Raw genomic sequence first — 17812 nt, 5'->3', positions numbered from 1 at the left:
GCTCGGCCGATCAGCCAACGACACCGGGCTCCAGCATCCGCTGGAGCGACGATCATCAGGCTAATTCTCTTCTAACCCGGGCGGATGACTGCCCGCATCGTCAGTATTAGCAGCAAAGTTGCAGTTCAGGTCTTGGCATCTACATTTACGCATTTCAGCATGAAAACTTAACATCGTCACTCCTGCACAGGCAGGAGCACCGCGGCGTTCGTCGATAAGCAGAGAGGCAGGCCTGGGTATTTGTATTAATTCTCGACTTCTTCATTGATTTATACATGATCATTTTTTGAATAACTACTACTTGAGTATCCTTTCCCTTAGGCATGAATCTCTTGTATCGATTTACCGTGAATAGCCATCGATGTGTTTATTGAATAATTTGATTGAGTTTGTATTCGCAAATGCCAGGTCTGGAAGAGTCAATGACATTTTTATGATAACTTCTAGTGTGACGCTTAATAGCCTGTATTGTTAACTCGTCATGGATCAAGTGCGACGGATATGTACATCAGCAATTAGAAGGGGAGCAAGATTATGACAATTAAACGCATGGACAACATCCTCATCGTTGTTGATGACCTCGAAGCTGTCAAAGCCTTCTTCATTACGCTTGGCCTCAAACTTGAAGGGGAGACGACAGTCGAAGGGCCCTTGATAGCTAGCCTGATCGGTCTAAAGGATGTCCGTGCGACTCTCGCAATGATGCGGACTCCCGACGGACAAGGAATTGAGCTGGATAAATTCCACACGCCGGATGCGATCAGGTTTGGGCCGGTGGATGTGCCGGTAAACACACTGGGCTTGCGTCGTATCATGTTCGCCGTTGATGGCATCGGTGATGTCGTTGCACGCATGCTTGCACACGGCGCAGAGCTGATTGGCGAAATGCAGTATGAGAATACGTATAGCCTGGCTTACATTCGGGGCCCCGAGGGCATCATTGTTGCGCTCGCCGAGCAGCTAGCCTAAGGTGGGCTATATGCTTCAACGCTCACATAGCTTTCAATACTGTATAAACTAATATGGCATAAAACAGATCTGCGGCTTCAAAAGAGTCCTCCAAACCTTTCCTGTAAACTCAAGCTACTATCTTGTCGATGTTCAGGATCCAATGCCTGGCTCAATAAATTTTCTGCTGGCCGGAAACAAGCCCGGTACAGGTCTCGACAAAGCCGGTAAGCTTCATCACCCAGCCAACCTTCAGGTCGCAAACTGCTCGGTAAGTTTGGATCGTGCAGTTGGGTACGACGAAAGCTGTGTATCAACAAACTGCGAATAACAAAGGCAGCATGTTCAGGAAGAGCTTGTCCTTGCACCAGCTTTTTTAACGGTGAGAATGCTTCAATAAAATTCTTGTAGGCGACATTCACCTCATCGAGTTGCCAGTGGCTGGCAATGAGCGATGGTAGCGGGCGGGCATCTGGCAGGTTCAAATCGCTGGCACGGCACACCGTGCATAATCCGGCGAAGCCATTACGTCCTAGTACATTTTGCAAGGCTGCAGTATCTGCTTGTGGATGCGCAAATACTCCGGCATTAATCATGCGAAAACCTTCCCACAGCAATTCTTTTTTCAGGCTGGCTTTGTTGCCGGTGGATGTGTCGTCACCGCTCATGATGACCAGTGTCCAGTAATGATCCCATTTGCCTGTTTGCGGTACGTACACACGCTTGTAGGCATGCTGAAACCTGGCATAGCTTGCAGTTGCCAGCTGGTAAGTGCTGCGCCGGCCATCCCGTTTGGCTTCCAGCCAGCCTTCTTCGGCCAGCCTGAACACGCTGGTGCGTACTAATCTGTCATTAATGCCAAAATGACTCATTAATGAGATTAAACTACCTAGCCATATCGTACCGCCATGCGGGGCAATGGCATCGCCAAATACCGTCATTACCAGGGATTTTGCCCTTGGCGGATTATTGGTTAGTTGCTGGTCTATCCAGGTTTGGATGGCAGTGCTGGTCTGCATGCGGCTGTGTAAGTGGTTGTATGTGAGTATTGGTTGTTGTCCAGATTTTACCTATGGTGTAGCTAATGGGGGGTAAATCCCTCAAAAAATTAAAATGATACAAAAAAACTTCAACATCAATAAAAACTGTATCATATAATTGTTTGACGCAGATCAATCTTCCATGTTCGCATCTTCAGGATGCCAAGGAGTGTTTCATGTATGCACAATTAGTCGAGACCGGCTTGAGCAAGCTCAAAACTGCAGAAGAGTTGAGCGATGCCGAGCGTGCTTTCCAGGAGCGCATTGATGCCGGTATCCGTATTGAAGCCAAAGACTGGATGCCGGATGCCTACAGAAAAACCCTGATACGGCAAATCTCCCAACATGCGCATTCCGAAATCGTTGGCCAACTGCCAGAAGGTAACTGGGTTACCCGAGCACCTACTTTAAAACGCAAAGCCATCTTGCTGGCAAAAATCCAGGATGAGGCAGGGCATGGTCTGTATCTTTACAGCGCTGCCGAAACCCTGGGTGTGTCACGCGATGAGCTGTTGGCCGACCTGCATTCCGGTAAAGCCAAGTATTCTAGCATCTTCAATTATCCGACCTTGAGTTGGGCTGATATGGGTGCGATAGGCTGGCTGGTCGACGGTTCAGCCATCATCAACCAGATACCTTTGTGCCGCTGTTCTTACGGTCCATATTCACGTGCCATGATACGCGTCTGCAAGGAAGAATCCTTCCATGCGCGCCAGGGTTACGACATCATGATGACCTTGTGCCGTGGCACAGCAGAACAAAAAGCCATGGCGCAAGATGCATTGAATCGTTATTGGTGGCCAGCGCTGATGATGTTTGGCCCGTCAGATGCAGCATCGGTGAATAGTGCGCAATCAGCGCAATGGCGTATCAAGCTTTTTTCCAATGACGAGTTGCGCCAGCGCATGGTGGACCAGACCGTGCCACAGATTGAATACCTGGGCCTGCAACTGCCTGATCCCGCCATCAAATGGAATGAAGAACGCGGCCATTATGATTTTGGTGAAATCAACTGGGAAGAGTTTTACCAGGTCCTGAAAGGCAATGGCCCCTGCAACCGTGAACGGCTGCGTACCCGTGTCAAAGCCTACGACGACGGCGCATGGTTCCGTGATGCTTTGCAGGCGCATGCCGACAAGCAGCAAGAAAATAAGAAAAGCGCATAAATATGTACATAAAAAGAAATAAGACAGCAGGAGACAGATCATGAGCAAAGAATGGCCCTTGTGGGAAGTATTCATACGCAGCCAGCATGGTCTGGCGCACAAGCATGTAGGTAGCCTGCATGCGCCAGATGCAGAGATGGCGATCAACCACGCGCGTGATGTGTACACACGTCGCAATGAAGGCGTCAGCATCTGGGTGGCAAGAGCAGGTGACATTTTTGCCAGCAGCCCCGGCGACAAGGAAGCTTTGTTTGAGCCATCAAACAGCAAGGTATATCGTCATCCGACTTTCTTCCCCATGCCCGATGAAGTCAAGAATCTGTAATTGAACTCTTTCTATACATCGTAGTTAAATAATTCTGGAGAATTGAGATGTCAGAGAATGAGTTCAATCATAAGCTCAATGAGAAGTTCAGCTATGTTTTGCGTCTGGCAGATAATGTCATGATACTCAGCCAGCGCCTGTCGCAATGGTGCGGCAAGGGGCCAGCGCTGGAAGAAGATATGGCATTGACCAATGTGGCGCTGGATTTGATAGGGCAGGCCAGATTGTGGTACGCCTATGCCGCAGAACTGGAAGACAAAGGACGCACAGAAGACGACCTGGCTTTCTTGCGTGATGCCCACGACTTCCATAATTTCCTATTGCTCGAACAACCAAATGGTACTTATGCCGATACCCTGATGCGGCAATTTCTGTTTGATACCTGGCATTACCATTACCTGCAAGCGCTGAAGCAATCCACTGATCAGCAGATTACCGCTATCGCAGAAAAATCCTTTAAAGAAGTAACTTACCATTTACGTCGCAGCAGCGATCTGGTGGTGCGACTTGGTGATGGTACTGAATTGAGCCAGAAAATGATGCAAGCGGCACTGGAAGAATTGTGGCGCTTCACTGGCGAAATGTTCATGGATGATGAGCTCGATGTCGCCATGCACGCGGTAGGCATTGCCCCTTTGCCTTCAGATTTGAAAGCCGGCTGGGATATCCATCTTGCCGATGTCATGAATGCTGCCACTTTGCGGCTGCCCGCCGCCAATAGCTGGATGCAAAAGGGGGGCAAGCAAGGTGTGCATACTGAACATATGGGTTACCTGCTGGCAGAAATGCAGTTTTTGCAGCGTGCCTATCCGGGGGCGCGATGGTAGCTTCTGCCATGGACTATGTGCAAAATCCACCTGCCAGTACAGGGCAGATCTGGCAATGGCTGGGGGAAGTCAGTGACCCTGAAATCCCGGTCATTTCGGTGACGGACCTGGGTATTATCCGCGCAGTGGAATGGCAGGGGGGCGAGTGTGTCATCACGATTACCCCCACTTATTCCGGTTGCCCAGCCATGGATGTGATTGCCGAAGAAATAGTTAAGGCATTGCAGGCGCATGGCATCAGACCGCCTAGCATTGTTTATCAATTGTCACCGGCCTGGAGTACTGACTGGATGACAGAAGCAGGCAGGCAAAAGCTCAGCGGCTATGGCATCGCGCCGCCACAGCAACAGGTGGTGGATATCTCCTCCATCCAGCGTTATCGCGAAGTACAGCCAGCCATCGCTTGCCCGCAATGTGGTTCTGTCGATACTCAACTGGTCAGCCAGTTTGGATCAACTGCCTGTAAGGCTCTGTATAAATGCCGGGCTTGTCTGGAGCCTTTTGATTACTTCAAACCGCACTGAGCGAATAATAAGAATAAAAGGAGACGACAATACATGAGCAAATTTTACCCACTGACAGTCAGCCAGATACAGCCAGAAACCCGCGATGCCGTGGTCTTGAGTTTTGCCGTGCCAGCTGATCTGCAGGCGCAGTTTGCCTATCGTGAAGGACAGCATCTGACCTTGCGTGCTAAGATAGCGGGCGAGGATGTACGGCGCTCGTACTCGATTTGTTCTGCTGTCCAGGATGGGCAATTGCGGGTTGCCATTAAGCGCGTGCAGGGTGGTGCATTTTCCAACTGGGTGCATGACAGCTTGCGCACAGGCATGGATATCGAAGTCATGCCTGCCATGGGGCATTTCAATCTGCCGCTGGCTGTTGAACATGAAAAGCACTATCTGGCATTTGCAGCGGGCAGTGGCATCACGCCTTTGCTGTCCATCATCAAGACTGCACTACAGACAGAACCGCACAGCAAATTTACCCTGGTGTATGGCAACCGGGCATCATCGACAGTCATGTTCAAGGAAGAACTGGCAGCGTTGAAAGACAGCTATTTGCAACGCCTGAACCTGATCTACATCATGAGCCGTGAGCAGCAGGATATAGATTTGTTTAATGGCCGCATCACTGCTGAGAAATGCCTGAATCTGTTTGATCGGTGGATACGCATAGACGACATGGATGCCGCCTTCATCTGCGGGCCGGAAGAAATGATGCATGCCGTCAGCGCTGCCTTGCAACAGCGTGGCATGCCCAAGGAGCATATTAAAGTCGAATTGTTTGCCTCCAGCATACCGGCGCACCGGCATGTCGCCAGCGCCAAGCCTTTGCCAGGCAAGTCATCCTGTGCCGTGACGATTATCATGGATGGTCATCACACCCATTTCGACATGGAAAAAGACAAGGAATCTGTACTGGATGCCGCCCTGAAGCTGGGGCATGATATGCGTTATTCCTGCAAGGGCGGTGTTTGTTCTACCTGTCGTTCCAAAGTCGTGGAAGGTAAGGTCGATATGGACAGGAATTACGCCCTCGAAGATTATGAAGTGGCACGTGGATTCGTGCTGACCTGCCAGAGTTTCCCGGTCAGCGATACCTTGACTCTGGATTTTGATAGCGAGAATTGAATGGACTATTCCCATATTCTGTTTCACATCAGCGAAGGCATCGCCCACCTGACCCTGAACCGCCCTGAAAAACTCAATAGTTTCAACGTCGGCATGCATCTGGAAATACAGGATGCACTAGAAAAATTGCGGGCTGATGCTTCGGTGCGCGTCATGGTATTGACCGGTGCCGGACGCGGCTTTTGTGCTGGTCAGGATTTATCTGACAGAGCCGTGAGTGCAGACGGTGCACCTCCAGACCTGGGTGAGTCAGTAGAAAAATATTATGCGCCGCTGGTACTTTCCTTGCGTGCCTTGCCCATCCCGGTTATTTGCGCGGTGAATGGTGTAGCCGCCGGTGCTGGTGCCAACCTGCCACTGGCATGCGACATCGTATTGGCAGCACGCTCTGCCAGTTTTGTTGAAGTGTTTTGCAAGCTGGGCCTGATACCGGATACAGGTGGCACTTACTTTTTGCCGCGTGCACTGGGCACCGCCAGAGCCATGGGTGCTGCCATGCTGGGCGGCAAAATCAGTGCTGAACAGGCAGAGCAATGGGGCCTGATCTGGAAGTGCGTGGATGATGAACAATTGCAGGCTGAAGCCATGGCTTTGGCCACACATTTTGCGTCTGCTCCGACCAAGGGTTTGGCTTTCACCAAGCAGGCAATCTATGCCAGCCCGCAACATACTCTGGAACAGCAATTGATATTGGAAACCAATATGATGCGTGAACTGGGGCAAAGCCAGGACTATCGTGAAGGTGTAGCTGCATTTGTAGAGAAGCGCGCACCAAAGTTTGTTGGCAAGTAAGTTTGATCGGCATAAGGAAAAGCATAGATGAGCACAGATGCCAGCGAAGTAAATAAGCAAGTCGTCAAAGACAGCCAGCACATGGCAGAACTCACTGCCGCCGCCATGTTCGCCAGCGATGCCGCAACGCGCGGTCTGGATATGCAGATAACTCATATGGCTGAAGGGACATCAACACTCAGCATGCTGATCAAATCTAATATGCTGAACGGACACAAGACTTGTCACGGCGGTTATCTGTTTACCCTCGCCGACAGTGCATTTGCCTTCGCCTGCAATAGTCGTAATCAGGTAACTGTTGCTGCCGGATGTAGCATAGAATTCCTGTCTCCAGGATGCGAAGGTGACGTCATTACTGCGACGGCGACAGAACAATCACTGACTGGCCGCACCGGCATTTACGATGTGCGTCTGACTAATCAGCATGGTCAATTGATCGCGCTGTTCCGCGGTAAGTCGCATAAGCTGAATGCGGAAGTTGTACCGGGTCTGGTATTGCAGGGAAACGCAATTCCAAATTGAACTTGTGTTTAGCCATCAATCATAGAAACGAAATCAGGATAAGTGAGCGGGAGACAAAACATGGCAGACAACACAGACAGAAAAACAGCGGTGGGTTTGGACGCGATAGAAACAGCAAGCAAGGACGAACTTCAGGCCCTGCAATTGCAGCGACTGAAGTGGACTTTGCAACACGTGTATGACAACGTTCCGCATTACCGCACCAGTTTTGATGCAGCGGGCGTACACCCAGATGATTTGAAAACCCTGGCCGACCTGGCGAAATTCCCTTTCACAGGCAAGAAGGATTTGCGCGACAACTATCCCTTTGGCATGTTTGCCGTACCGCGTGAAAAAGTGGTGAGAGTCCATGCATCCAGCGGCACCACAGGCAAACCAACCGTGGTTGGTTATACGCAAAAAGACATTGATAACTGGGCGGACCTGGTGGCGCGCTCTATCCGTGCGGCCGGTGGCCGTGCAGGGGATATCGTGCAAGTCTCTTACGGTTATGGCCTGTTCACTGGTGGCCTGGGTGCGCATTATGGTGCAGAGCGACTGGGTTGTACGGTCATCCCCATGTCTGGTGGTCAGACAGAAAAACAAGTGCAACTGATACAGGATTTCCAGCCATCCATCATCATGGTCACGCCTTCTTATATGCTTAATATCATAGAAGAAATGACGCGCCAGGGCATAGATGCCGCTAACACCTCTTTACGTATAGGTATTTTCGGTGCCGAGCCCTGGACCGATGCCATGCGCAGTGAAATCGAAACACGGGCAGGTATTGATGCCGTTGATATCTACGGCTTGTCAGAAGTCATGGGGCCAGGTGTCGCCAGTGAATGTATAGAAAGCAAAGATGGTCCGGTGATATGGGAAGACCATTTTTATCCAGAGATTATCAATCCTGAAACTGGCGAAGTCTTGCCCGATGGAGAAGAAGGCGAGTTGGTGTTTACCTCACTGAGCAAGGAAGCTTTTCCTGTCATACGCTATCGTACCCGCGACCTGACACGCTTACTGCCACCGACTTCAAGATCCATGCGTCGCATGGGCAAGATCACTGGCCGTTCTGACGACATGCTCATCATCCGTGGTGTGAATTTGTTCCCCACGCAAGTTGAAGAGCTGATACTCAAACACCCGCAACTGGCACCGCAATATCAACTGGTAGTGACGCGTGAAGGTCATATGGACAAGCTAGCTATCGTGGCGGAATTGCGGCCTGAAGTATCAGGTACTTTGTCAGAGCAGGATGTGAAGCAATTGCACCAACAGCTAGAGCATCATATCAAAACCTTTATCGGTGTCAGTTGCCATGTCAGCATACTGCCCGCCAACAGCATAGAGCGCACCATGGTCGGCAAGGCCAGGCGTGTAGTGGACAATCGTAAAAAGGCTTGAGTAATTGAGTAAGCCAGTCAAAAAATAAGAGACAAAGGAAAGAAAATGGAAGCATGGATATGCGACGCTGTCAGGACCCCATTCGCGCGTTACGGTGGCGCCATGGCCAGCATACGTACTGATGATCTGGCAGCCTTGCCGATCAAGGCATTGATAGAGCGTAATGCTGGCGTAGACTGGAAAATGCTTGATGACGTGTACTACGGTTGCGCCAACCAGGCAGGTGAAGATAACCGCAATATAGGCCGCATGGCCGTGCTGCTAGCTGGTTTGCCGGTAGATGTGCCGGCCAATACCATCAACCGTTTATGTGGCTCCAGCCTGGATGCCATAGGCATAGGCGGGCGTGCCATTAAATCAGGTGAAGCATCACTGATTATTGCTGGTGGCGTAGAAAGCATGACGCGTGCACCCTTTGTCATGGCCAAGGCCGACAGTGCTTTCTCACGTGCTGCGAAGATAGAAGATACGACGATAGGCTGGCGTTTTGTGAATGCCTTGATGAAGGCAAAATACGGCATAGATTCCATGCCCGAAACCGCAGAAAACGTCGCTGAGCAATTTGGTATTAACCGTGCGGACCAAGATGCCTTTGCCCTGCGCAGCCAGCAACGCTGGGCAGCAGCCCACGCTGCCGGTTTTTTCACCGGGGAAATCATCCCCGTCAGCATCCCGCAAAAAAAGGGTGACGCCATTTTGTTCACCACCGATGAACATCCACGTCCAGATACAGATGTCGCCATGCTGTCCCGCTTGAAAGGCGTGGTCAAACCAGATGGCACAGTCACAGCTGGCAATGCATCTGGCGTCAATGACGGTGCTTGCGCTTTATTGCTGGCATCCGACGCTGCAGTAAAACAGCATGGCCTGACACCACGTGCCCGTATCGTTGGCATGGCGACAGCAGGTCTGGCTCCGCGCATCATGGGCTTTGGCCCTTCACCGGCAACCCGTAAATTGTTGGCGCAGACAGGTTTGAATCTGGCGCAGATGGATGTCATAGAACTTAATGAAGCCTTTGCTGCGCAGGGGCTGGCGGTCACGCGTGATCTTGGCCTGACTGATGATGCCGCGCATGTCAATCCAAATGGCGGTGCAATCGCGATAGGCCATCCATTGGGCGCATCCGGTGCGCGTCTGGTGACCACAGCACTGAACCAACTGGAACGCATCAATGGCCGTTACGCTCTGTGCACCATGTGCATAGGTGTAGGACAGGGTATTGCGTTGATTATAGAACGTGCCTGAAGACAGGAGCGTGGCATGAGCATATATGCAATCGATGGTCTGATACCGGTGGTGCACCCCAGCGCCTATGTGCATCCCAGCGCCACGCTGATAGGCGACGTGATCGTCGGGCCTGGCTGTTATATAGGCCCGTCTGCCAGCCTGCGTGGTGATTTTGGCCGCATAGTCCTGGAAGAAGGCGCGAATGTGCAGGATACCTGTGTCATCCATGGCTTCCCCGATAGCGACACCGTGGTGGAGCAGGATGGGCATATCGGCCATGGCGCAGTATTGCACGGCTGCCGCATAGGTAAAAACGCCATGGTGGGCATGAATGCTGTGGTCATGGACAAGGCAGTCGTTGGTGAATCATCCATCGTCGCTGCCATGTCCTTTGTCAAAGCCGGTATGGATGTACCACCACGCAGCCTGGTCATGGGTGCGCCTGCTCGTATCGCACGTGTTTTGCGTGATGAAGAAATCGCCTGGAAGACTGAAGGCACGGCGCAATATCATGCACTGACCAGACGATCACTTGCCAGCATGCAGGAAGTGGAAGCGCTGACTGCCGTCGAAGAAAATCGCCCTCGCATTGCGCTGGCAGCAGGTTTGCCGACATATAGCACCAAGTCCTGATTCTGAATATCTGATTATTTAAGAGAGTAATCCATGAAAATTTTGCAAAGCTGGGTAGGCGGTGTATGGACTGGTGCAGAACCCCAACAAGTCTTGCATAGCGCCATTGATGGCAGCGCGATTTACGCCAGTCATGCCGAAGCCCTGGACTTTGGTGCAGCGCTGAATTATGCAAGACAGACTGGCCTGAAAAACTTGCTGGCACTGGACTTCCAAAAACGTGCTTCTATTTTGCGCACCCTGGCCAAGTACCTGACTGAACACAAGGAAGAGCTATACGCCATTTCATCCCACACTGGCGCAACGCGTAGCGATAGCTGGATAGATATAGAAGGTGGTGCAGGTACCGTATTTGCCTACGCCAGCATAGGCACGAATGAATTCCCGTCCGGGAATGTAGTGCACGAAGGCCCGGCCATACCCTTGGGTAAACAGGGGCATTTTTCTGGTACGCATATCCTGGTGCCGCGTCAGGGTGTGGCAGTGCATATCAATGCCTTCAATTTTCCGGTCTGGGGTTTATTGGAAAAATTTGCGCCCAGTTTTTTGGCAGGCATGCCATGCATAGTCAAACCGGCGACTGCGACCTCGTATCTGACCGAGGCACTAGTCAGGCAAATTCATGCGAGTGGCTTGCTGCCTGAAGGTAGTTTGCAACTGGTTATTGGCTCCACTGGCAATTTGCTCGATCTGTTGGAAGAAACTGATGTCGTCACCTTCACCGGTTCTGCGGCAACGGCAGCGCAGTTGAAGGTGCATCCGAATATCGTGCGCCGTGCCATCCCCTTCAATGCCGAAGCTGACTCACTGAATTGCGCGATACTCGGGCCGGATGTGGTGGCTGGTGATGACGAGCTGGATTTGTACGTCAAAGAAGTGGTGCGTGAAATGACTGCCAAGGCCGGGCAAAAATGCACGGCCATACGCAGGGCCATGGTGCCCGCTGCACAACTGGATGTGGTGGCTGAAAAAATACGCGCGAGACTGGAAAAAACCATCGTCGGTGATCCACGTCTTGATGGTGTGCGCATGGGGCCGCTGGCCAGTCACGCCCAGCAGCATGATGTACTCGCCAGCATTGAGCAGCTGGCAGCGGGCAATCAAATCATCTGTGGTGGCACTGTGCCTGTGCAAATGCAGGGTGAAGGGCTGGAGCAGGGGGCTTTCGTTTCACCAACTCTGATCGTCTGCCGCCATCCTATGGAAAATTCTGCAGTACATGAGATTGAAGCCTTTGGCCCGGTAACTACCCTGATGCCTTACCAGGACATGCAGGAAGCCCTGACACTGGCAGCAAAGGGTAACGGCAGCCTGGTAGCTACCCTGGTCACCAAAGACCCGTATATCGCTACCATGGCGATACCACATATGGCGGCACGGCATGGTCGCTTGATGATATTGAATGCCGAGTCAGCGCCAGAATCAACCGGCCATGGTTCGCCTTTGCCGCAATTGAAGCATGGCGGTCCTGGTCGTGCTGGTGGTGGTGAAGAACTGGGTGGCAGCCGGGCAGTCAAACATTATCTGCAAAGAGCTGCCGTACAGGGTTCACCCACCATGCTGGCAGCAGTGACAGCAGAGCATGTACGGGGTGCGGTTGTGCTGGAATCCGACATCCATCCTTTCCGCCGCTATTTTGAAGACTTGCAAATCGGTATGTCCTTGCTGACACACAGGCGGACTGTCAGCGAAGCCGATATCGTTGCCTTTGGCGGCTTGTCTGGTGACTTTTTCTACATGCATTTCGATGAGATCGCTGCCAAAGAAAGCCCTTTCGGCAAGCGTATTGCGCATGGTTATTTCGTATTGTCAGCGGCGGCCGGTTTATTTGTGTCTCCTGCACCTGGTCCCGTCCTGGCCAACTATGGCCTCGACACCCTGCGCTTCATCAAGCCGGTAGGCATAGGTGACACCATACGCGCACGCCTGACCTGCAAGCGCAAGATAGACAGGCAAAAGAAAGATGTCAAAGGCGTGGGGCAGGGCGTTGTGGCATGGGATGTGGAAGTGACTAATCAGGACAATGAACTGGTAGCGTCCTATGATATTTTGACACTGGTAGCTAAAAAAGCGGATTGAATTTCCCCGCCATTGCAGGGTATTGTTTGAATCTTAATTAAATTGCTTTAAGATTAATTGACTGGCTTGCGTTCTCTACTTGAACGCAAGCCAGTGTTACTTTTCAGTATATGGTTTTGTCAATATTCTTCAAATGCAGACCTCTGGCCGCCGGATTAACTTCTAATTTCTCCTCGATCTGATACTATTTCTGTAATACCCAAGTTCTAAAAATCGTCCAACCTCAATTTAATTTCATCCCATGGAAATGTTCGTTACCAATGACGAAGTAGAGCAATGGGAACGCGAATTGCCTGGTTTGCGAGGTATGGAATTATTGAATATGCAGTTATGTCTGGCCTGGCATCTGCGCCAGCGTGACTCTGCCAGAGCTTTGCATCTGGCGCAAACGGCAGAGTATCTGCTGAACGATTTCTTTCCTGATCATCTTGATACAGATTCAGGCAGTGAGCAATTCAGGCTCATGCGGTCCAGGTTGGTGCTGGTCAGGGCTGAGGCTGCCTGGTTATACGGCGAGTTCGATAAATCAGCCCAGTTATCAAACCTGGCTTTGCAACTGGTTGCAGATGGCGCATCTGCCGAGGCTGCTTGTTGCACTGCAGATGCACGTTTTTTGCTCGCCTGTGTTGGCTTGCAAAAAGGCGAAGTGCCGGTAGTTGAATTTGAGATCGGGCAGGCCATGCAGTTTGCCCGCCAGGCCAAGGACTATATGCGCGAGGTGGCAGGAGAATCCTTGCTGGCAAATCAACTGGTATTGCGCAATCTACCTTTAGCGCTGGAGCGTTGGGGCGAAAGCCGCAATCCCGAAAGCCAGAGCACAGATCTTTTCCTGCGCAGTTATATCAACGAATTTTTGATGTATACCTACTCCCTCACCAGTGACTTTGGTGAGTCAGCTGCGCGTGGCATACAGGTATTTGAATTTGCCCGGAATTACGGGCAAAAGCGTCGCATGATCAATGTCGCCAGCAATGTTGGCGATGCCTTCAACAGCATGAGTGATCATCAGTCAGCATTGCAATGGATACAGGATGGCCTGGATCTGGCCAGGACTGCCGGCTGGCCCAACAGCATTGCCAGTTGCCTGATACAAATGTCCGAGACTTTGCGCAGGCTGGGGCGCCTGGAAGCGGCCAAAGAGATGCTGGAAAATGCACTCCCCATGCTGGTTCATGTGGTCGGTTCACGTTCGCATTTGCTGGCCCTGCGTTACCTGGGAGATTTGTCGCTGGACATGGGGGATTATGCGACAGCCCTGAAGAGCTTCTTTGAGCTGATTTCCTGGGCAGATAAAAAAAATCATCTGGATTTTCGTATAGGGTCACGCCGTGGCTATGCAAATGCCTTGTCCATGCAAGGGCAGGCCAAGGCAGCTTTGGCGGCTGCGCTGGAGGCGCTGGCACTGGCACGGCAGAGCACTGACAGTTACCGGCATATAGAAGTCTTGCGTGTACTCGCTGCACTGTATATGCGCCATAGCTTGCCTGAACCGGCAGAAATGCAGGCTGCCAGCGCGCCCTTGCATTATTTACGCATGGCACTGGATCTGGCTGGACATATCAGCGGCTTTACTGTACCTGCCGACCTGTATGAAGAAATAGCCCAAGCCTACGCCAACGCCGGCAATTTTCGTGAAGCCTATGAATTTGGTCAGCTTGCCCTGACTGCCCGTGAAAAAAGCCATAACCGGGCGTCTGCCAATCGCCTGAATGCCATGCAGCTCAGCCAGCAGACTGAACGCATGAAGGCAGAAAGCGAACACCTGCGTCAATTGGCAGCAGCTGAAGCCCAGCGTGCTGAAGTCTTGCAACAAACCAGCGTCGTGCTGGAAAAACTGGGAACCATAGGACAGGAAATTACCGCCAGCCTTGATGCGGCAGCAGTCTTTGAGGCATTGAATCGCCATGTGCATGATTTATTGCATGTGACTGCCTTTGTCATCTACATGATGGATAACGACCAGCAAAGCATGACCTCAGCCTTTGGCGTTGAAAATGGCATACCGATAGAACCAGATACCGTCTATATGTCCAGCCCGGTGTCTAATTCCATACGCTGCGTGAAAGAGCGCCGCGAAGTTGCCATAGAGCTGGCCGCCGAAGATGAATTGCCTGGACTGATACCCGGCACGGAAATGGTACACAGCATGTTATTTGCCCCGTTGATTATTGGTGACAGAATATTGGGGGCAATGACCATACAATCGTCGCGCCAGCATGTATATGGCGACAGAGAGCGGATGATTTTCCGTTCGCTATGCGCTTATGGTGCGATTGCCCTGGGCAATGCTGACGCGTATATGCGTTTGCAAAAAACCCAGGAGCATTTGCTGGCGCAGGAAAAACTGGCCGCCCTGGGTTCACTTGTTGCAGGTGTTGCACATGAACTCAATACTCCCATAGGTAATTGCCTGCTGGTTGCAAGTACCTTGCAGGATGGCAGTCGCTATCTGAGCAGCAAGCTGGCAGGGCAAACCTTGCGGCGTTCCGACTTGAATAATTTTTGTGAAGAAGTCAAAACCTCATCAGAGATACTGATGCGTGGATTGAGTAGCGCAGCGACCCTGGTCAGCAGTTTCAAGCAGGTGGCTGTAGACCGCACTTCTGAGCATAGACGCAGCTTTGATCTGCGCCAGGTTTTGCACGACATCATTGCCACCCTGAATATACGCATCACTCAAACCGGGCACAGCATACAAGTGAATGTGCCGTATAACATCCATATGGATAGCTACCCGGGCTCTCTGGGGCAGGTGATCAGCAATCTGGTGGAAAACTCCATCCTGCACGCCTTTGATAAAAGACAGGCAGGTCATATGGATATCAACGTCACCCTGGTGGATGCACAGCGCGTGCTGATTGCATTCAGTGATGATGGCGCGGGCATACCTGAAGAAAATCAAAAGCGGATTTTTGACCCCTTTTTTACTACCAAACTGGGTCAGGGCGGCAGTGGCCTGGGATTGAATATTTGCTACAACATTACTACCTCGATTTTGCACGGACAACTCAGCGTCAAAAGCAGTCTTGGAGCAGGAACCAGTTTTTATCTGGATTTACCTCTGGCCGTATAAATTTTAAATATAACAAGAATTGTAGAAAACGGCATGCACAAAAATGAGATTTTCATAAAAAGTCAACGCTTGAATTTGATCCTTGTCAAGCATCCTTTTTTTGTTGTACTTACTTGAAAATCTGGTCGAATTCACCTATTGTGCAATGCACCAATAATAACAAGGTACACAATTGGCTAATCAACATACTAAAAGCAGCCTTGCAGGCTTGACCCTGGCTGCTGTCGGCATCGTCTACGGCGATATAGGTACTAGTCCTCTTTATACGATGAAAGAGGTATTTTCAAAAGAACATGGCCTTCCCCTGAATGAGGCGAATATTTTTGGCGTAGTTTCGCTGATTGTCTGGGGGCTGCTCATCATTGTCGCCATCAAGTACGTGACTTTAATACTCAGGGCAGATAACCGCGGCGAAGGCGGCATTATGGCCTTGACAGCATTAGCGCTGGAGTCCGTAGGAAAATCCTCAAAATGGCACTTCACTTTGCTTGTTTTGGGATTGTTTGGTGCCGCGCTATTTTATGGTGATGGAGTCATTACCCCAGCGATCTCGGTGCTATCTGCGATAGAAGGGTTGGAAGTTGCGACGCCTGCATTCACTCCCTATGTTGTACCAATCACTTTGGTGGTACTGTTGTTGTTGTATTCTGTGCAATACAAAGGTACTGCGGGCATAGGTAAATGGTTTGGCCCCATTATGGTGGTCTGGTTCATCGTGCTTGCTGGTATGGGTTTATATAATATTGCCAAGATGCCGGGTATATTGTGGGCGCTGAATCCTGCATATGCATTCCATTTTTTAACTGAATATAAGTGGTTGGCTTTTCTTGCCCTGGGTGCTGTCGTGCTGGCATTTACAGGTGCCGAAGCTCTATATGCAGATATGGGCCACTTTGGTAGCAAACCTATACGGGCAGCGTGGTTCATGATTGTGTTTCCTTCCCTAGGCCTGAACTATCTTGGGCAAGGAGCACTTTTACTCGCTACTCCTGAGGCCGTTAGCAATCCTTTCTATCAGCAACTAGGCGCATGGAGTGTGTATCCACTGGTGATTTTGTCCACGATAGCGACAGTGATTGCTTCGCAAGCGACGATCTCCGGTACTTTCTCGATGACTAAACAGGCTATTTCATTGGGGATTATGCCGCGCATGGAGATCGTTCATACATCCTCTAAAGAGATAGGCCAGATCTATATTCCTGCGGTCAACTGGTTGCAACTTGCTGTCGTCGTTGCCGCAGTTGTCGGTTTTGGTTCGTCCTCCAGCTTAGCATCTGCCTACGGTATTGCGGTTACAGGTACCATGCTGGTGACGTCGTTGCTGACATTCTTCGTCATACGCTACGGTTGGAAATACAACCCCTTCCTGTGCTTTGCGGCGACTGGCTTCTTTTTGTTCATTGATGTGGCGCTGTTTTCTGCCAATGCCTTGAAATTCTTCCATGGCGGCTGGTTCCCGGTTGTGCTTGGTATTGTTATGTTCACGCTGATGATGACCTGGAAGCGTGGCCGTGAATTGGTTTTTGATAACCTGAAAAAACATGCGATTCCATTGGAAGATTTCCTTGAATCCTTGTTTGTTTCGCCACCAGTGCGTGTCGCTGGTACAGCTATTTTCCTGCGTGGCGAAGCCGACGGTGTACCACATGCGCTATTGCATAATCTTTCACATAACAAGATTCTGCATGAACGGGTGATTTTCCTGACTTTGCATAATCGTGAGATCCCCTGGGTACCATTCTCTGAGCGCATCAAGGTTATCGATCTGGGTAATTCCTGTTTTCAGATTGATGTCTATTATGGTTTTAAAAATGAACCTGACATCCCGAATGCACTGGCATTGTGCGCGCCGTATGGCTTGATATTTGAACCTTTGGAGACTTCTTACTTCATTTCGCGTCAGACTATTATCTCCAGTCCCGGTAGTGGTATGGCTGCCTGGCGTGAGAGTGTATTCGTTGCCATGTCCCGTATTGCTCGCGATGCTGCTGATTTCTACCAGATCCCCAGCAATCGGGTTATTGAAGTGGGTTCGCAAGTGGAAATCTAAAAACTTGGCGCAGGCGCTTATCAAATCAAAATGCCTGTGCTATACTCTCGGTCTTTCGCGGCTGTAGCTCAGCTGGATAGAGTACTTGGCTACGAACCAAGGGG

15 protein-coding genes are annotated in these 17812 nt (G+C 50.8%); 14 read left to right on the top strand and 1 reads right to left on the bottom strand.

Annotation, left to right across the window (positions count from 1 at the left end; translation table 11 throughout):
• Window positions 1-534: 534 nt before the first annotated feature.
• Window positions 535-969 (top strand): VOC family protein, encoded by a 435-nt coding sequence (locus tag AC07OI_RS24685; protein ID WP_492709031.1) that lies wholly within the window; start codon window positions 535-537, stop codon window positions 967-969.
• A 77-nt stretch (window positions 970-1046) separates the two neighbouring features.
• On the opposite strand, the gene paaX is transcribed toward AC07OI_RS24685, so the two are convergent.
• The gene (paaX, locus tag AC07OI_RS24680) at window positions 1047-1967 is read right to left on the bottom strand and encodes a phenylacetic acid degradation operon negative regulatory protein PaaX (RefSeq protein WP_492709029.1); all 921 of its coding nucleotides are present in this window, start codon (window positions 1965-1967) and stop codon (window positions 1047-1049) included.
• A gap of 197 nt (window positions 1968-2164) precedes the next feature.
• On the opposite strand from paaX, the gene paaA reads away from it, so the two are divergent.
• From paaA to AC07OI_RS24615, 13 genes are all read left to right on the top strand, one after another.
• Window positions 2165-3154 (top strand): 1,2-phenylacetyl-CoA epoxidase subunit PaaA, encoded by a 990-nt coding sequence (gene paaA, locus AC07OI_RS24675; protein WP_492709027.1) that lies wholly within the window; start codon window positions 2165-2167, stop codon window positions 3152-3154.
• A 40-nt stretch (window positions 3155-3194) separates the two neighbouring features.
• Complete coding sequence (gene paaB / locus AC07OI_RS24670) at window positions 3195-3479, top strand: 1,2-phenylacetyl-CoA epoxidase subunit PaaB (protein ID WP_110252930.1); 285 nt, start codon at window positions 3195-3197, stop codon at window positions 3477-3479.
• Between the two features lie 47 nt (window positions 3480-3526).
• The gene (gene paaC / locus AC07OI_RS24665; protein WP_495259051.1) at window positions 3527-4306 is read left to right on the top strand and encodes a 1,2-phenylacetyl-CoA epoxidase subunit PaaC; all 780 of its coding nucleotides are present in this window, start codon (window positions 3527-3529) and stop codon (window positions 4304-4306) included.
• Window positions 4300-4830, top strand: coding sequence for a 1,2-phenylacetyl-CoA epoxidase subunit PaaD (paaD, locus tag AC07OI_RS24660; protein ID WP_495259050.1), 531 nt, complete (start codon window positions 4300-4302; stop codon window positions 4828-4830). The genes paaC and paaD overlap by 7 nt, the downstream gene beginning before the upstream one ends.
• Window positions 4831-4863: 33 nt before the next feature.
• Window positions 4864-5940: a 1,2-phenylacetyl-CoA epoxidase subunit PaaE gene (gene paaE / locus AC07OI_RS24655; protein WP_495259049.1), complete on the top strand. Its 1077-nt coding sequence runs from the start codon at window positions 4864-4866 to the stop codon at window positions 5938-5940.
• Window positions 5941-6732 (top strand): 2-(1,2-epoxy-1,2-dihydrophenyl)acetyl-CoA isomerase PaaG, encoded by a 792-nt coding sequence (gene paaG / locus AC07OI_RS24650; protein ID WP_495259048.1) that lies wholly within the window; start codon window positions 5941-5943, stop codon window positions 6730-6732. It abuts the gene before it with no gap.
• A gap of 27 nt (window positions 6733-6759) precedes the next feature.
• The gene (gene paaI, locus AC07OI_RS24645) at window positions 6760-7254 is read left to right on the top strand and encodes a hydroxyphenylacetyl-CoA thioesterase PaaI (protein ID WP_495259047.1); all 495 of its coding nucleotides are present in this window, start codon (window positions 6760-6762) and stop codon (window positions 7252-7254) included.
• 60 nt (window positions 7255-7314) lie between these two features.
• A complete protein-coding gene (gene paaK, locus AC07OI_RS24640) occupies window positions 7315-8643 on the top strand; it encodes a phenylacetate--CoA ligase PaaK (RefSeq protein ID WP_492709015.1) in 1329 nt (442 codons plus the stop codon).
• Between the two features lie 45 nt (window positions 8644-8688).
• Window positions 8689-9891 carry a 3-oxoadipyl-CoA thiolase gene (gene pcaF, locus AC07OI_RS24635; RefSeq protein ID WP_495259046.1) on the top strand — a complete coding sequence of 401 codons (1203 nt, stop codon included), beginning with the start codon at window positions 8689-8691 and terminating at the stop codon, window positions 9889-9891.
• Between the two features lie 15 nt (window positions 9892-9906).
• Complete coding sequence (locus tag AC07OI_RS24630) at window positions 9907-10506, top strand: phenylacetic acid degradation protein PaaY (protein ID WP_492709011.1); 600 nt, start codon at window positions 9907-9909, stop codon at window positions 10504-10506.
• Window positions 10507-10539: 33 nt separating this feature from the next.
• A complete protein-coding gene (paaZ, locus tag AC07OI_RS24625; RefSeq protein WP_495259045.1) occupies window positions 10540-12585 on the top strand; it encodes a phenylacetic acid degradation bifunctional protein PaaZ in 2046 nt (681 codons plus the stop codon).
• Window positions 12586-12826: 241 nt separating this feature from the next.
• Complete coding sequence (locus AC07OI_RS24620; RefSeq protein ID WP_495259044.1) at window positions 12827-15658, top strand: GAF domain-containing sensor histidine kinase; 2832 nt, start codon at window positions 12827-12829, stop codon at window positions 15656-15658.
• 172 nt (window positions 15659-15830) lie between these two features.
• Entirely contained in the window at window positions 15831-17708 is a 1878-nt protein-coding gene (locus AC07OI_RS24615; RefSeq protein ID WP_495259043.1) for a potassium transporter Kup, read from the top strand.
• Window positions 17709-17812: the final 104 nt, after the last annotated feature.

The organism is Undibacterium sp. GW821-FHT07F11, from assembly GCF_059418665.1.
The sequence above is the reverse complement of the archived record's forward strand: the minus strand, read 5'-3'. Positions and strand labels throughout refer to the sequence as shown.

Excerpts from the sequence above, each read along its gene's own strand:
- paaK (WP_492709015.1), top strand. The coding sequence starts at position 7,315 with ATGGCAGACAACACAGACAGAAAAACAGCGGTGGGTTTGGACGCGATA.
- AC07OI_RS24685 (WP_492709031.1), top strand. The coding sequence starts at position 535 with ATGACAATTAAACGCATGGACAACATCCTCATCGTTGTTGATGACCTC.
- paaB (WP_110252930.1), top strand. The coding sequence starts at position 3,195 with ATGAGCAAAGAATGGCCCTTGTGGGAAGTATTCATACGCAGCCAGCAT.
- paaG (WP_495259048.1), top strand. The coding sequence starts at position 5,941 with ATGGACTATTCCCATATTCTGTTTCACATCAGCGAAGGCATCGCCCAC.
- AC07OI_RS24630 (WP_492709011.1), top strand. The coding sequence starts at position 9,907 with ATGAGCATATATGCAATCGATGGTCTGATACCGGTGGTGCACCCCAGC.
- paaX (WP_492709029.1), bottom strand. The coding sequence starts at position 1,967 with ATGCAGACCAGCACTGCCATCCAAACCTGGATAGACCAGCAACTAACC.
- paaC (WP_495259051.1), top strand. The coding sequence starts at position 3,527 with ATGTCAGAGAATGAGTTCAATCATAAGCTCAATGAGAAGTTCAGCTAT.
- paaA (WP_492709027.1), top strand. The coding sequence starts at position 2,165 with ATGTATGCACAATTAGTCGAGACCGGCTTGAGCAAGCTCAAAACTGCA.
- paaD (WP_495259050.1), top strand. The coding sequence starts at position 4,300 with ATGGTAGCTTCTGCCATGGACTATGTGCAAAATCCACCTGCCAGTACA.
- AC07OI_RS24620 (WP_495259044.1), top strand. The coding sequence starts at position 12,827 with ATGGAAATGTTCGTTACCAATGACGAAGTAGAGCAATGGGAACGCGAA.
- pcaF (WP_495259046.1), top strand. The coding sequence starts at position 8,689 with ATGGAAGCATGGATATGCGACGCTGTCAGGACCCCATTCGCGCGTTAC.
- paaE (WP_495259049.1), top strand. The coding sequence starts at position 4,864 with ATGAGCAAATTTTACCCACTGACAGTCAGCCAGATACAGCCAGAAACC.
- paaI (WP_495259047.1), top strand. The coding sequence starts at position 6,760 with ATGAGCACAGATGCCAGCGAAGTAAATAAGCAAGTCGTCAAAGACAGC.
- paaZ (WP_495259045.1), top strand. The coding sequence starts at position 10,540 with ATGAAAATTTTGCAAAGCTGGGTAGGCGGTGTATGGACTGGTGCAGAA.